The 14,398-nt window shown below is 72.9% G+C and carries 13 protein-coding genes; 6 read left to right on the top strand and 7 right to left on the bottom strand.

Translation table 11 applies throughout. From position 1 onward, the window contains the following. Positions 1 to 21: 21 nt before the first annotated feature. Positions 22 to 1,746: an L-arabinonate dehydratase gene (gene araD, locus ACFWVC_RS15310; protein ID WP_384284630.1), complete on the top strand. Its 1,725-nt coding sequence runs from the start codon at positions 22 to 24 to the stop codon at positions 1,744 to 1,746. 51 nt (positions 1,747 to 1,797) lie between these two features. After that, a complete protein-coding gene (locus tag ACFWVC_RS15305; RefSeq protein WP_384284628.1) occupies positions 1,798 to 2,703 on the top strand; it encodes a PmoA family protein in 906 nt (301 codons plus the stop codon). 74 nt (positions 2,704 to 2,777) lie between these two features. Here ACFWVC_RS15305 and ACFWVC_RS15300 read toward each other — a convergent pair whose 3' ends face one another. Continuing rightward, positions 2,778 to 3,170 (bottom strand): hypothetical protein, encoded by a 393-nt coding sequence (locus ACFWVC_RS15300; protein ID WP_384284779.1) that lies wholly within the window; start codon positions 3,168 to 3,170, stop codon positions 2,778 to 2,780. A gap of 346 nt (positions 3,171 to 3,516) precedes the next feature. Next, a complete protein-coding gene (locus ACFWVC_RS15295; RefSeq protein WP_384284625.1) occupies positions 3,517 to 4,284 on the bottom strand; it encodes an IclR family transcriptional regulator in 768 nt (255 codons plus the stop codon). Positions 4,285 to 4,396: 112 nt separating this feature from the next. On the opposite strand from ACFWVC_RS15295, the gene ACFWVC_RS15290 reads away from it, so the two are divergent. Further along, positions 4,397 to 5,929, top strand: a complete 1,533-nt coding sequence (locus ACFWVC_RS15290) for an aldehyde dehydrogenase (NADP(+)) (protein WP_384284622.1) — start codon at positions 4,397 to 4,399, stop codon at positions 5,927 to 5,929. A gap of 109 nt (positions 5,930 to 6,038) precedes the next feature. Here the strand turns inward: ACFWVC_RS15290 and thpD are convergent, their stop codons facing one another. From thpD to ACFWVC_RS15265, 5 genes are all read right to left on the bottom strand, one after another. Next, positions 6,039 to 6,932 carry an ectoine hydroxylase gene (gene thpD, locus ACFWVC_RS15285; protein WP_384284620.1) on the bottom strand — a complete coding sequence of 298 codons (894 nt, stop codon included), beginning with the start codon at positions 6,930 to 6,932 and terminating at the stop codon, positions 6,039 to 6,041. 6 nt (positions 6,933 to 6,938) lie between these two features. Next, entirely contained in the window at positions 6,939 to 7,337 is a 399-nt protein-coding gene (locus ACFWVC_RS15280) for an ectoine synthase (protein WP_384284618.1), read from the bottom strand. A gap of 19 nt (positions 7,338 to 7,356) precedes the next feature. After that, positions 7,357 to 8,628, bottom strand: coding sequence for a diaminobutyrate--2-oxoglutarate transaminase (ectB, locus tag ACFWVC_RS15275; protein ID WP_384284616.1), 1,272 nt, complete (start codon positions 8,626 to 8,628; stop codon positions 7,357 to 7,359). A 47-nt stretch (positions 8,629 to 8,675) separates the two neighbouring features. Further along, positions 8,676 to 9,170, bottom strand: coding sequence for a diaminobutyrate acetyltransferase (gene ectA, locus ACFWVC_RS15270; RefSeq protein ID WP_384284612.1), 495 nt, complete (start codon positions 9,168 to 9,170; stop codon positions 8,676 to 8,678). Positions 9,171 to 9,540: 370 nt separating this feature from the next. Continuing rightward, positions 9,541 to 10,632 carry a pyridoxal-phosphate-dependent aminotransferase family protein gene (locus ACFWVC_RS15265; RefSeq protein WP_384284609.1) on the bottom strand — a complete coding sequence of 364 codons (1,092 nt, stop codon included), beginning with the start codon at positions 10,630 to 10,632 and terminating at the stop codon, positions 9,541 to 9,543. 79 nt (positions 10,633 to 10,711) lie between these two features. Here ACFWVC_RS15265 and ACFWVC_RS15260 point away from each other — a divergent pair, with 79 nt between their 5' ends. The 3 genes from ACFWVC_RS15260 to ACFWVC_RS15250 all read left to right on the top strand — a co-directional run bounded on the left by ACFWVC_RS15260 (position 10,712) and on the right by ACFWVC_RS15250 (position 14,351). Next, a complete protein-coding gene (locus ACFWVC_RS15260) occupies positions 10,712 to 11,815 on the top strand; it encodes an amidohydrolase family protein (RefSeq protein WP_384284606.1) in 1,104 nt (367 codons plus the stop codon). A gap of 146 nt (positions 11,816 to 11,961) precedes the next feature. Beyond that, complete coding sequence (locus tag ACFWVC_RS15255) at positions 11,962 to 13,041, top strand: Hint domain-containing protein (protein WP_384284603.1); 1,080 nt, start codon at positions 11,962 to 11,964, stop codon at positions 13,039 to 13,041. A 212-nt stretch (positions 13,042 to 13,253) separates the two neighbouring features. Further along, positions 13,254 to 14,351: an SCO1860 family LAETG-anchored protein gene (locus ACFWVC_RS15250; protein ID WP_384284599.1), complete on the top strand. Its 1,098-nt coding sequence runs from the start codon at positions 13,254 to 13,256 to the stop codon at positions 14,349 to 14,351. Positions 14,352 to 14,398: the final 47 nt, after the last annotated feature.

Raw genomic sequence — 14,398 nt, 5'->3', positions numbered from 1 at the left:
CCGCGGAAGGACCGTGGGCCGGTGAAGACACCGGAAGAGCTGCGCAGCCACCAGTGGTACGGAACGGACGGCCTGCGCTCATTCAGCCACCGGGCCCGCACCCGGCAGCTGGGCTATCTGCCCGAGGAGCATCTGGGCAAGCCGGTGATCGCGATCCTCAACACCTGGAGCGACATCAACCCCTGCCACGTCCATCTCCGCGACCGCGCCCAGGCGGTCAAGCGCGGGGTGTGGCAGGCGGGCGGCTTTCCCCTGGAGTTCCCCGTGGCGACGCTGTCGGAGACCTACCAGAAGCCGACCCCCATGCTCTACCGCAACCTGCTCGCCATGGAGACCGAGGAACTGCTGCGCTCCTACCCCGTGGACGGCGCCGTCCTGATGGGCGGCTGCGACAAGTCGACGCCCGCCCTGCTCATGGGCGCCGCCAGCGCCGGGCTGCCTGCCGTCTTCGTCCCCGCGGGGCCGATGCTGCCCGGCCACTGGCGGGGCGAAGTGCTCGGCTCCGGCACCGACATGTGGAAGTACTGGGACGACAGGCGGGCGGGCCTCATCGGCGACTGCGAGATGGGCGAGCTGGAGAGCGGCCTGGCCCGCTCGCCCGGCCACTGCATGACCATGGGCACCGCCTCCACGCTGACCGCCGCCGCGGAGGCGCTGGGCGTCACGATGCCGGGGGCCTCGTCGATACCCGCCGTGGACTCCGGGCACGACCGGATGGCCGCGGCCTCCGGGATGCGGATCGTCGACCTCGTGCGGCGGGACGTGCGGCTGCCGTCGATCCTCACGCGCGAGGCGTACGAGGACGCGGTGGCCACCGTGCTCGCCCTCGGCGGCTCGACCAACGCCGTCATCCACCTGATCGCGATGGCCGGGCGCAGCGGAGTCCGTCTCACCCTGGACGACTTCGACCGCATCGCGCGCACGGTCCCGGTGCTGGCGAACGTCCGGCCCGGCGGCCGCTACCTGATGGAGGACTTCCACTTCGCGGGCGGCCTGCCCTCCTTCCTGACCCGGCTGCGCGACGCCGGGCGGCTCCACCTGGACCGGCCGACCGTCGCGCACGCCACCCTGCGCGAACAGCTCGCCGGCGCCCTGGTGCACGACGAGGACGTCATCCGCCCACTGGACAACCCGCTCGCCGCGGAGGGCGGCGTCGCCGTCCTGCGCGGCAACCTGTGCCCGGACGGCGCCGTCATCAAGCACATCGCCGCCGAGCCGCGCCTGCTCAGGCACACCGGCCCGGCCGTCGTCTTCGACGACTACCGCACCCTGCAGCGCACCATCGACGACCCCGGCCTCGGCATCACCGAGGACAGCGTCCTGGTGCTCCGGGGCTCCGGCCCGCTCGGCGGGCCGGGCATGCCGGAGTACGGGATGCTGCCGATCCCCGGCCGGCTGCTGAAAAAGGGCGTGCGGGACATGGTGCGGATCTCCGACGCCCGCATGAGCGGCACCAGTTACGGCGCGTGCGTCCTGCACATCGCGCCCGAGTCGCACATCGGCGGTCCGCTCGCCCTCGTCCGCACGGGGGACCCGATCACCCTCGACGTCGCGGCGCGCACCCTGCGCCTGGAGGTGGACGACGCCGAACTGGAGCGCCGCCGGGCGCGCTGGCAGGCGCCCCCGCCGCGCTTCGGCCGCGGCTACGGCGCGCTGTACCAGGATCAGATCACCCAGGCCGACACCGGCTGCGACTTCCGCTTCCTGGCCCGGCCCGGGGACGTGCCGGAGCCGTACGCGGGCTGAGACCGCGCCCGGCCCGCGCCCGGCCCGCACCCGTCGGAAGGAGTACCGGTCATGGCCCCCGCCGCCGTGCCACCGAACCGCCCGCCCGTCACCGTCTCCGGGGCGGCGCTGAAGCCGTCCACGTCACTGCGGGCCGGGGGCCGCACCGTCGGCCGGTACGTGCGCCGCGCGGAGCTGCCCGGCCGGCTCTCGCCGCGGCCCTACCTGCATCCGCTGACCACCCTCGCCGGGGTGCCCGTCACCGGCTTCATGCCCGCCGACCACCCCCACCACCTCGGAGTGAGCGTCGCCGTGCCGGATGTCGCGGGGCGCAACTTCTGGGGCGGACCCACCTTCGTCCGCGGCCGCGGACACGTCGAGCTGGACGACCACGGGGTACAGCAGCCCCTGGCCGGCCCGGCGGGCGGCCCGGAGGGCTTCACCGAGGAGCTGTCCTGGCACGCCGACGGCGGCGAACTGCTGCGCGAGCGGCGCACGGTGGCCGTCCGCGCACTGGACGAGGACTCGTGGGTCCTCGACCTCGCCTTCGCGCTGACCAACCCGGGCCCACGCACGCTGTCCCTCGGCAGCCCCGCCACCAACGGCCGTCCCGGCGCCGGGTACGGGGGCTTTTTCTGGCGGGCACCCTCAGGTTCCGGGCAGGCGGCGGTGTTCACGGCGGACGCCGAGGGCGAGGAGGCGGTGCACGGCCGCACCGCCGACTGGCTGGCGCTCGCCGGGGGACCGTGGACGCTGGTCTTCGCCGGGGCGACCGAGGAGACCCGGCGCGACCCCTGGTTCGTGCGCGTCGCGGACTACCCGGGCGTCGGTTCCGCGCTGGCCTGGACGCGGCGGCTGCCGGTCCCGCCGGGCGTCACCGTGGCCCGGCGGATCGTCACCGCGGTCGTCGACGGGCGGCTCGGCCGCGCGGAGGCGGGCGCGCTGGCCCGTCGTCTCACCGCGGGGACCGGCGCGTAGTCCGGACACCCGGCCGGTGAGCGCGCCGCGGGAATCCGCGCGCCCAGGACCGCCGTGCGTAGCAGGCGTGCCGTTCAGACCGCCGGCGCGGGACGGGCCGGTTCCCGCCGGCCCTCGTACCAGAGCGCGGTGCCCGTGACGAGGGCGCCGACGGCCTCCCACACGCCCACGCCGAGGAATCCGGAGGGCGCCCGGCCGATGACCACGGCCGTGGTGAAGACCGTGAAGGTCAGCAGGCGGAAGGGCACGGTCCAGCGGAAGAAGGCCCGCCAGTCGGCGAGCGCCGCCAGCACGTAGTAGACGCCCATGTTGAGGGCGGCCATGGAGGAGGCGGTGAGGAAGACCAGCGTGTAGTCCCCGCTCGGGCGGGCGTCCGGCCGGTGGAAGCCGAGCAGGGACAGCTGCACGGCGGGCGAGACGATTCCGACGATGCCGAGCGCGGCGGCGAGCAGACCGAAGATGGCCATGGTCCAGCCGGAAAGGGAGCGGGGGAGACGCACCGGTCCTCCAAGTCCTGGGACGGCAGCGTGCGGCGCCCCAACTCTCTTGATCCTAGGGGATGTTCAGACCAACTCCTGCCGCACCGGTTCCCTCGGGGGGATCACTCCCGACGGTTCGTCACCGGCGACGCGGGCGAGCAGTGGCCGCACCATCTCGGCGCTTGTCCGGTTCCATGGCCGCCCTCGGCGGGCAGCCCCGAGGACGCGTCCCGGTGGGCGCGGAGGCGGGAATGGCGGCCGAGCCAGGACCGCGACGCGCGGGCCTGCCGGGACGGGCCGGACCGCCCCGTGACGCCGAGGTCGTCCGGCGCGGTCACAGACGGCGCGTGGCCAGGGTGAGGCGGTCGCGCGCGTCGAAGAGGGTGTCCTTGATCAGCTGTTCGTGCGCGGGGGTCAGCCGGGCCACCGGGACCGAGCAGCTGATCGCGTCCCGGGCGGGCGTCCGGTAGGGGATCGCGACGCCGAAGCAGCGCAGCCCGAGGGTGTTCTCCTCGCGGTCCACGGCATAGCCCTGCTCGCGGATCTGGTGCAGCTCGGCGATGAGCTTCTCGCGGTCGGTGTGGGTGTGCTCGGTCAGCGGTTCCAGCGTCTCCGGCAGCAGCTTGCGGACCTGCTCGTCGGTGTACGTGGCCAGCAGCGCCTTGCCCAGCGAGGTCGAATGGGCCGGCAGTCGACGGCCCACGCGGGTGAACGGCCGCAGGTAGTGCGAGGACTGACGGGTCGCCAGATACACCACGCTCGTGCCGTCGAGGCGCGCCAGGTGGATGGTCTCGCTGGTGTCGTCCGAGAGCCGGTCCAGGGTCGGGCGGGCCGCGGCGACGACCTCGTCGCCGTCGATGTACGAGGTGCCGACCAGCAGGGCGCGCACCCCGATGCCGTAGCGGGTGCCGGTGGCGTCGGTCTCGATCCAGCCGAGCTCGACCAGCGTGCGCAGCAGCATGTACAGGCTGGACTTGGGGTAGCCGACGGCTTCCTGCACGGCGGCGAGGCTGTGCATCCCGGGCTTGCCGGCGAAGAACTCCAGCAGTTCCACCGTCCGTACCGCGGATTTGACCTGCGCGCCGCCCTCACCTGCAGCCATCTGGAGTGGACCCCTCTTGTTCGGCCGGGACCCGCGCAAGTAGGCTCCCGAACAGATTCACAGTTGCGGATGGTGTTCAGCATATCGAACGGAAGGCCTGGAGGTACCCGCGGTGGCCGTACCAGTGTGGAGCGTCGATCCCCGTACCGGGAAGCAGCGGGAACAGGTCGCCGTCGAGGCCACGGCCGAGGAGGTCGACGCGGTGGTGCGCGCCGCGGCTGCCGCCCTCCCGGCACTGGCCGACCGGGAGGTCAGGGCCCGCCTGCTGCGCACCGCGGCAGACTTCCTGGAGGAGGCCGGCCCCCGCATCCTGGAGGCCGCGGACGCCGAGACCGCCCTCGGGCCGGTCCGGCTCACCGGTGAACTCGGCCGCACCGCCTACCAGTTGCGGGCCTTCGCCGACATCGTCGACGAGGGCGCCTTCCTCGACGTCATCATCGACCACGCCGACCCCTCGCTCGCCCCGCCCCGGCCTGACCTGCGGCGCTGGAAGATCCCGCTGGGCGTCGTCGCCGTCTACGCCGCGAGCAACTTCCCGCTGGCCTTCTCCGTCCCAGGCGGCGACACCGCCAGCGCGCTCGCCGCGGGCTGCTCCGTCGTCGTCAAGGCGCACCCCGACCACCCGGCCACCAGCGAGCTGTGCGCGGACGCGCTGCGGCGCGCCGCCGTCGCGGTCGGCCTTCCCGCCGATGTCGTCTCCGTCGTGCACGGCTTCCAGGCCGGCATCGACCTCGTCGAGCACCCGCTCGTGGCCGCCGCGGGCTTCACCGGGTCGGTACGCGGCGGGCGCGCCCTCTTCGAGGCGGCCGCCGCGCGGCCGGTGCCGATCCCGTTCCACGGCGAGCTGGGCAGCCTCAACCCCGTGGTCGTCACGGAGGCGGCGGCCGAGGAGCGCGCCGAGCAGATCGGCGCCGGCCTCGCCGAGGCGATGACGCTCGGCGTCGGGCAGTTCTGCGTCAAGCCGGGCCTCGTCCTGACCCCGCAGGGCGAGGCGGGCGACCGGCTGCTCAAGTCACTGGCGGCGGCCGTCGGAGACGTCGCGCCGGGCACACTGCTCGACGCGCGCATGCGGGACAACTTCATCGCGGGCGTGCGCGAGCTGACGGAACTGCCCGGCGTGGAGGCCCCCGTGGAGCCCGGCGACGGCGGCGAGCACCTGGTGCGGGCCGGCTTCGTCTCCGTCCCGGCCGCCCGGCTCGCGGAGGGCGGCGGCGCCCACGACGGGCTCCTGGAGGAGCACTTCGGGCCGGTGACGGTTGTCGCGCGGTACGCGAACGCGGAGGAGGTCGAGGGCGTGCTCGGGCGGCTCCCCGGCAACCTCACGGCCACGGCGCACCTCGGCGAGGCCGAGGCGTCCGGTGCGGAGGCGTCCGGTGCGGAGCTGCTGCGCAGGCTGACCCCGCTGGCGGGGCGCGTCGTGGTGAACGGCTGGCCGACCGGCGTCGCCGTCGCCCCCGCCATGCACCACGGCGGCCCGTACCCCGCCACGACGTCGACGTCCACGTCGGTGGGCGGCACGGCGATCGAGCGCTGGCTGCGGCCGGTTGCCTACCAGGAAGCGCCGGAGGCGCTGCTGCCGGCGGAGTTGCGGGACGGTAACCCTGTGGGGGTGCCGCGGCGGTTCAACGGGCGGCGCGAGTCCTGACGCGGCGCTTTCGTTCCGGGTAGGTTTTGTTCCCCGCCCGCCCTCCCTCCCCCGGCCGAAGGTTGGGGGAGGGAGGGCGGGCGGGGAAAAAACCCGCCCCCCCACACGCTCAGCCGACAGGCGTGAAGTCCCGCGCCCCGATGAACTCGGGTCGCCGGACCGGCGCCGCGAACGGCTCGACCGCCGCGTTCTCCACGCTGTTGAACACGATGAAGACGTTGCTGCGCGGGAACGGGGTGATGTTGTCCCCCGAGCCGTGCATGCAGTTGCAGTCGAACCACACCGCGGACCCGGCGGCCCCCGTGAAGAGACGGATGCCGTGCCGCCCGGCGAGTTCGGTGAGCGCCACGTCCGAGGGCGTGCCCGCGTCCTGCATCTGGAGGGACTTCTTGTAGTTGTCCTCTGGCGTCGCGCCGGCGCAGCCGAGGAACGTGCGGTGCGAGCCCGGCATGATCATCAGGCCGCCGTTGGTGTCGTGGTTCTCCGTGAGCGCGATGGACACCGACACCGCGCGCATGCGCGGCAGCCCGTCCTCGGCGTGCCAGGTCTCGAAGTCGGAGTGCCAGTAGAAGCCGGAGGCGCCGAAGCCCGGTTTGACGTTGATGCGGCTCTGGTGGACGTAGACGTCGGAGCCGAGGATCTGCCGGGCGCGGCCGACGACGCGCGGGTCGCGGACGAGTTCGGCGAAGACCGGGCTGATCTTGTGCACCTCGAAGACCGAGCGGATGTCCTGGGACTTCGGCTCGACGATGGAGCGCTCGTCGGCGCGGACCGCCGGGTCGGCGCAGAGCCGGTCGAGTTCGGCGCGGTAGCGGGGCACCTCGTCCGGGTCGATGAGGGAGTCCACGGCCAGGAAGCCGTCACGGTCGAGCCCGCGCAGTTCGGAGGGCTGGATCGGGCCGGGGGTGCCCGGGTCGCCCCAGACGACCGGGTCCTGGCGCGGCGTCAGCACTTCGGCGGCGCCGCGGGTGGGGTAGAGGTCGGTCGTCGTCACGGTGGTCATCGGGTTTCACGCTCCCTCGGTGAGCAGGGGGTAGACGCCGTTCTCGTCGTGCACTTCCCGCCCGGTGACGGGCGGGTTGAAGACGCACACGAAGCGCAGGTCGGTCTTCGGCCGCATGGTGTGCCGTTCATGGCCGTCGAGCAGGTAGAGCGTGCCGGGGGAGATCCGGTGCCGCTCACCGGTCTCGTCGTCGGTCAGCTCGCCCTCGCCCTCGACGCAGAGCACCGCCTCGACGTGGTTCGCGTACCACATGGAGGTCTCGGTGCCCGCGTACATCACGGTCTCGTGCAGCGAGAAGCCCACCCGGTCGCCGGCCAGGATGATGCGCTTGCTGCGCCAGGTGCCGGTCGCGGCGGTGACGTCGCGGTCGGTGTCCTCGATGTCCTGCAGGGATCGCACGATCACGGTTGTACGGGTCCTTTCGTCACTCGGTCTCGCGGACGGCGCGGGCGAGGGTGCGCAGTCCCTCGTCCAGCTCGTCGGGGGTGATGGTCAGGGCGGGCAGCAGCTTGACGACCTCGCCGCGCGGGCCGGAGGTCTCCAGCAGCATCCCCAGCTCGAAGGCGCGGGCGCAGACCCGGGAGGCGCGGCCGGGGTCGGTGAACTCCAGGCCCCACGCCAGTCCGCGGCCCCGGTGGTGGGCGCCGGAGCGCGGGTGCTCGGCGCAGATCTCGCGCAGGACGGCCTCGACCTGCTCACCGCGCCCCAGGGTCTGCTTCTCCATGCTGCCGCCGTCCGCCCAGTACGTGTCGAGGGCGGCGGTGGCCGTGACGAACGCCGGGTTGTGGCCGCGGAAGGTCCCGTTGTGCTCGCCCGGCTCCCAGATGTCCAGCTCGGGGCGGAAGAGGGTCAGCGACATCGGCATGCCGTAGCCGCCGATCGACTTGGACAAGGTGATGATGTCCGGCACGATGCCCGCCTCCTCGAAGGAGAAGAACGGTCCGGTGCGGCCGCAGCCCATCTGGATGTCGTCGACGATCAGCAGCATGTCCCGGCGCCTGCACAGGTCGGCGAGGCCGCGCAGCCACTCGGGGCGGGCGACGTTGATGCCGCCCTCGCCCTGGATCGTCTCGACGATGACGGCCGCCGGCTGGTTGAGGCCGGAGCCCTGGTCCTCCAGCAGCCGCTCGAACCACAGGAAGTCCGGGACACGTCCGTCGAAGTAGTGGTCGAACGGCATCGGCGTGCCGTGCACCAGCGGGACGCCGGCGCCGGCCCGCTTCATCGAGTTGCCGGTCACCGCGAGCGCGCCCAGCGACATCCCGTGGAAGGCGTTGGTGAACGACACCACCGACTCGCGGCCCTTGACCTTGCGGGCCAGCTTCAGCGCCGCCTCCACCGCGTTGGTGCCGGTCGGGCCGGGGAACATCACCTTGTGGTCCATGCCGCGCGGGCGCAGCACCACGTCCTGGAAGCGCTCCAGGAAGGCGCGTTTGGCGGTGGTGCTCATGTCCAGGCTGTGCGTGACGCCGTCGCGTTCGAGGTAGTCCAGCAGCGCGCGTTTGAGTACGGGGTTGTTGTGGCCGTAGTTGAGGGCTCCGGCACCGGAGAAGAAGTCCAGGTAGGCGTGGCCGTCCTCGTCGAACATCCAGCTGCCCTGTGCGCGGTCGAAGACGGCGGGCCAGCCGCGGCAGTAGCTGCGGACCTCGGACTCCAGGGTCTCGAAGACGGACATGGCGGGCGGGGCGATGGTCACCGTGCGTTCCTTCGGGTGGGAGTGGGGGGTTGCGGTGAGGACGGGGGTCAGACGACGGGGCCGATGCGGTAGAGGACCTCGGGCTGATGGCCGTCGGGGAACAGCGCGCCGTGGAAGAGCACCTCGCGCTCGGTACGCGCCCCGTGGCGGGCGCCGAAGGACGTGAACAGCCGGTGCGAGGCCTCGTTGTCCGGCGTGATGGTGGTCTCGACCTCGCGGACGCCCTCGGTGGCGGCGCGCTGCGCGAGATCGTCGAGCATCGCGGCGGCCAGTCCGCGTCCGCGGTGCGCGGCGTCCACCGCCACCTGCCACACGACGAGGGTGCGCGGGCTGTCCGGCCGTACGTAGCCGGTCACGAAGCCCACCGCCTCGCCGTTCGAGGCGCGCGCCACCACCGAGGTCCGGGCGAAGTCCCGGCACCAGAGCAGATAGCTGTAGGGGGAGTTCAGGTCCAGCGTCCGGGAATCACGGGCGATACGCCACAGGGCGGTCCCGTCCTCGATTACCGGAGTGTCGAGCAGCAATTCACTTGCGGCGGTCATGCGAAAACAACGTAGCGGCCGGAATTTCATTCCGCATGTCCCCGCGGCCTTGTGTGCGGCCGGGGCGGCTGGTATCAGGCGCGCGAATCCCCGGTGGTTGCGGCGGCTTCGACCGGATATGCCGGGGCAAAACGATCACTTTGTGGAGTCGATCACACCAGGAAATCATCACGCAACGTCTATGAAATCTTGGCGTTTGGAGGCCGGGGTGCTGGGCAGAAGATCACGGGCGAATGGGCGCGGAAATCGCGTCCGCAATTTCATTCGGCGACCCCGGGGAATTCATGGGGAAAGCCGGGTGTGCGGAGAAAGCGATGCCCCCACGCGTGAACGCGTGGGGGCACCCGTGTCCCGCGGGACGGCGCGGCCGTCAGGCCGTCCAGGCGGCCTCGGCCGCGGCCAGGGCGGCGGTCGGGTCCGTCACGTCGAGGGCCGTGCCGAGGGCGCGCACGGTGCGCAGGACGACGTCGAGGGAGGCGTCGAGGCCGTAGTGGTTGACGCGGACCATCTCCTTGGCGAGCGCGCCGCCGCCCGCCACCAGGGGCAGCGCGGGATCGATGGCGAGCGCCCGGGCCACCAGGTCGTCGGCGGCGACGCCGTCCAGGGTGCGCAGTGTCGAGGCGACCGGCGCGGCGTCGCGGTCGCGATGGACAAAGGGCTCCAGCGGGGCGCCGAGCGCGGTGGCGCCCGCCCGGGTCGCCGCGGCGGCGGCACGGTGCCGGGCGAGGACCGCGTCGAGTCCGCTCTCCTCGATGCGCTCCAGGCAGGCCTCCAGCGCGAGCATCTCCAACTGCGCGGGCGCGTGCGGCAGCGCCCTGCGGCCGGTGTCGATCCAGCGCTGCTTCCAGTCCAGGAGCGACAGGTACGAGCGCCGCGGCGCCGCCGGGTTCTCCGCGAAGCGCCGCCATGCCCGCTCGCTCACCGACACCGCCGACACGCCCGCCGGACCGCCCATCGCCTTCTGGGCGCCGATCACGCACAGGTCCACACCCCAGGCGTCGACCTCCAGCGGCTCGGCGGCCACCGAGGCCACCGCGTCCACCATGAACAGCGCCCCGTGCGCCCGGACGACCTCGCCGATCTCCGCGACGGGATTGGTGTTGCCGGTCGCCGCCTCCGCGTGCACCAGGGAGACGAAGTCGATCTCCGGGTGCGCGGCCAGCGCCCGCGCCACGTCCTCGGCGCCGGCCGCGGCGTGGAAGGGCACCTCCAGGTCGACCACTTCGGCGCCCGCGTCGCGCAGCCAGTCGCCGAAGGTCTGCCCGTAGGGACCGGTCACCACGTTGAGCGCCGCCCCGCCGGGCCGCGCGCCGGAGCGGATGCAGCCCTCCAGCGGCAGCAGCGCCTCGCCCTGCGTGATCACCACGTCGTTCCCGGTCCGCAGCAGTGCCGCGACCTTCCGTTCGATCGAGGCGAAGTGCCCGGCGGTCAGCGGGGGCAGGTCAAGGAGGGGATGGGACACGGTGGCGCTGCTTCCTTCGTCGGTGCCGTTCGAGGGCTGTACGCGCCCGAGCGTACTCGCGGCCTCGTAGAGTGCCGGTATGGCTGATCACCAGGCGCCGCCGCCGGCGCTCCGCATCAAGGGCCGGATCCTGGCCGGGCCGCAGGACGTCAGGGACGAACTGTGGGTGATCGGCGGCCGCGTGACCTACGAGCGCCCGGCCGGGGTCCGCGACGTCACCACCGTGGAGGGCTGGGCGCTGCCCGGACTGGTCGACGCGCACTGCCACGTCGGCCTGGACCACCACGGCCCCGTCGAACCGCACACCTCGGAGAAGCAGGCCCTCACCGACCGCGACGCCGGCACCCTGCTGATCCGCGACGCGGGCTCGCCTTCTGATACTCGCTGGATCGACGACCGCGAGGACCTGCCGCGGATCATCCGGGCGGGCAGGCACATCGCGCGTACCCGGCGCTACATCCGCAACTTCGCCTGGGAGATCGAGCCGGAGGACCTGGTCGCCTACGTCCGCCAGGAGGCGCGGCGCGGCGACGGCTGGGTGAAGCTGGTCGGCGACTGGATCGACCGAGACACCGGCGACCTGTCCGCCTGCTGGCCGCGCGGCGCCGTCGAGGAGGCCATCGCGGCCGCCCACGAGGAGGGCGCCCGCGTCACCGCGCACTGCTTCGCCGAGGACTCCCTGCGCGACCTCGTCGAGGCCGGCATCGACTGCGTCGAGCACGCCACCGGCCTGACCGAGGAGACCATCCCGCTCTTCGCCGAGCACGGTGTGGCCATCGTCCCCACCCTGGTGAACATCGCGACGTTCCCGCAGCTCGCGGACGGCGGACAGGCCAAGTTCCCGCGCTGGGCGGACCACATGCGGCGGCTGCACGCCCGGCGCTACGACACCGTCCGCGCCGCCCACGACGCCGGCATCCGGATCTTCGCCGGGACCGACGCCGGCGGCTCCCTCGCGCACGGCCTCGTCGGCGGGGAGGTCGCAGAACTGGTCACCGCGGGGATCCCCGTGCTCGACGCCCTGTCGGCCGCGACCTGGTCCGCCCGCGAGTGGCTCGGACGCGACGGCCTCACCGAGGGCGCCCCCGCCGACCTCGTCGTCTACGAGGCCGATCCCCGCGCCGATGTCCGCGTCCTGACCGCGCCCCGGCGCGTGGTGCTGCGCGGGCGCGTCGTCGGCTGATCCCGCACGGCCGCCGCTCCCGGACGGGGGTTTACCACACTCCACCCCGATTCGGGTGATTCTGCCCGTATCGGCGGGCCCGGCCCGTCGTGGCGTGCTGCGATCGGTAGAACCGGCCGAATCCGCACGACGGGACGGGGAGCACCATGACCAGGCAGGGACCGCAGAAGTACCCGGGGGCATCGCGCAGGTACTGGTACCAGGACGACTACGGCGGGGACGCGATGGAGGTCAACGCCATCGTGCTGCACACCACCGAGGGCAGGTCCGTGCCCTCCTATGACGAGGGTTCCAGCGCCCCCAATCTGACCGCCGCTCCGGACTTCGCGAACCAGAAGCTGGTCTGGTACCAGCACTTCGACATCGACATCTCCTCCCGCGCGCTGGTCAACCGGCCCGGTGGCGTGGAGACCAACACCCTCAACGTGTGCCAGGTGGAGCTGGTCGGCACCTGCGACCCCGAGACCCACGAGGACTGGGGGAGCAGTACCCCCGCCCATCTGTACTGGCCCAAGGCGCCGCAGTGGGCGCTGCGTGAGCTCGCGCGCTTCCTCGCCTGGATGAGCACCGAGCACGACGTGCCCCTGAGCGGCCCGAAGGTGTGGCTGCCCTACCCCAGGTCCTACGGCAGTTCGGGCGGGCAGCGGATGACGGCGCGCCAGTGGAACGCCTTCAACGGGATCTGCGGGCACCAGCACGTGCCGGAGAACTGCGTGCATCCCGACACCTTGGTGCTGTGTGCCGACGGCGGCCTGACGCGCGCGGGGGACCTCCGCGTGGGGGACGAGATCGCCTCGTTCGACGAGGAGGGCGAGCGCAGGCTGCTGCGGCGCGGGGTGGTGACACGCAACAGCCCGGCGAGGAAGGAGTGCTGGCGGGTCGCCACTTCCGCCGGCGAGGTGGTGGCGACGGCCGACCACCCCTGGCTGGTCCGGCTGCCGCACGGCGACGTGTGGGCGGCGAGCCGTGAACTCACCCCGGGCAAACACCGGATCGTGCAGGTCGGGGCCCACGTGCCGCCCGGCTGGGAGGGCACTGCCGTGTGCGAGGCGACCGGCGAGGCCGAGGTGCTGGCGGCGGAGCCCGTGGGCGAGCAGCCGATCGCCTCCCTGTCGACGTCGACCCGCACCTATGTCGCGGCGGGGCTGCTCTGCCACAACACCCATGGGGACCCGGGCGCGTTGGACTTCGCGAAGCTGCTCGAATACGCGAGAGCGCAGGTGTGACGCGCGGGAACGTACGTGCCTGAAGGTTCGAATATGAGGACGAAAACCACCCTTTGGAGTGAACCGGCGTCAGGACGGCGCCGGTTCACTCTCTGTACGTAAATCATTACGGGGTCGAGGTCGCCCGGCGAGCGCGCTGTCCCCTTCAGCGGCGCCGTGGCGACTCCATGACCAGTTGGGGGTTTTCCACCTTGTACAGCTCTCCCTTCAGCATGCCCGCACGCCGTTCGGCTGCCTCGCTGGGGGCCGCCGTCGCGCTGGCGGCGGGCGCCCTCGCGCTCGGGCCGGCGTCCCCGGCCGCGGCCACCGAGGGGTCGCACGGCGGGTCCGGCAAGGCCGGCGCCGTCGTCCTGCGCGCCGGCCTGGATGTGTCCCTGCTCAACAAGACCGTCGACGTACCGCTCAACCTCTCGCTCAACGACGTCCAGGCGCCCGCGAGCGCCGACAAGACCGCGCTCACCGCGACCCTAGACGGAGTCGACCGAGGCCGCCCGTTCAGCGTCCTGCGAGCGGATGTCGCCACCGCCCGGGCCACCGTCGACCGCCACAAGGCGGAGGGGTACGCCAACCTCGTGCACGCGCGCGTCCATGTCCCAGGACTGCCGCTCATCGGGCTCATCAAGGCCGACACGATCACCTCGCGCGCCACCTGCGAGTCCGGCGAACGTCCCGTCGCCGACACGGAGATGCCGGGCTGGGTCACCGTACTCGGCAAGCGCGTCCGGGTCTCCGCGGGCGGTCCCACCGAGGTGAAGGTGCCCGGCGTCGGCGAGGTCCGCCTCGACCTCGCCAAGAAGGTCGTCACCTCGCGCACGGCCGCGGCCACCGCCCTGGAACTCTCCGTCTCCATCAATCCGCTCAAGCTGAACGTCGCCGACGTCAAGGGCACGGTCACGCTCGTGCAGGCCACTTGCGAGACGCCGCGCCGCGGCGAGCACGGGGGCGGCGGGCACGGCGGAGGCAACGGAGGCGGGCACGGCGGTAATGGCGGCGGCAACGGGGGCGGGCACGGCGGTGGCAAGCCCGGCGGGGAGGACGAGGGCAGCGCGACGCCCACGCCGCAGACCGGCGGCGAGTCCGAGGAGCCCGGCACGTCCCCCTCGCCGAGCGCGTCCGCCGAGCCGGCGAACGCCACCGGATCGCCCAGTTCCGCCCCGTCCGTCCAGGCCGAGGCCGGGAACCTCGCCGAGACCGGCAGCGGCAGCATGACGCCCTACCTCGCGGGCGGTTCGGTGCTGCTCTTCGCCGCCGGCTTCGTCGTGATCCGTATGACCCGCCGCAGGACGGCGACCCAGAACACCCGGGACTGACGGGTCCGGGTGACCCCGGGGGCGGTTCAGGGGTCAATGGGGGAGGG

It is taken from the genome of Streptomyces sp. NPDC058691 (genome assembly GCF_042714775.1).
GTDB lineage: Bacteria > Actinomycetota > Actinomycetes > Streptomycetales > Streptomycetaceae > Actinacidiphila.
This window is presented reverse-complemented; position numbering and strand designations above follow the sequence as displayed.

Coding starts and splice junctions, on each gene's coding strand:
- ACFWVC_RS15305 (WP_384284628.1), top strand. CDS start 1,798: ATGGCCCCCGCCGCCGTGCCACCGAACCGCCCGCCCGTCACCGTCTCC.
- ACFWVC_RS15300 (WP_384284779.1), bottom strand. CDS start 3,170: ATGGCCATCTTCGGTCTGCTCGCCGCCGCGCTCGGCATCGTCGGAATC.
- ACFWVC_RS15295 (WP_384284625.1), bottom strand. CDS start 4,284: ATGGCTGCAGGTGAGGGCGGCGCGCAGGTCAAATCCGCGGTACGGACG.
- thpD (WP_384284620.1), bottom strand. CDS start 6,932: ATGACCACCGTGACGACGACCGACCTCTACCCCACCCGCGGCGCCGCC.
- ectA (WP_384284612.1), bottom strand. CDS start 9,170: ATGACCGCCGCAAGTGAATTGCTGCTCGACACTCCGGTAATCGAGGAC.
- ACFWVC_RS15260 (WP_384284606.1), top strand. CDS start 10,712: ATGGCTGATCACCAGGCGCCGCCGCCGGCGCTCCGCATCAAGGGCCGG.
- ACFWVC_RS15255 (WP_384284603.1), top strand. CDS start 11,962: ATGACCAGGCAGGGACCGCAGAAGTACCCGGGGGCATCGCGCAGGTAC.
- ACFWVC_RS15250 (WP_384284599.1), top strand. CDS start 13,254: ATGCCCGCACGCCGTTCGGCTGCCTCGCTGGGGGCCGCCGTCGCGCTG.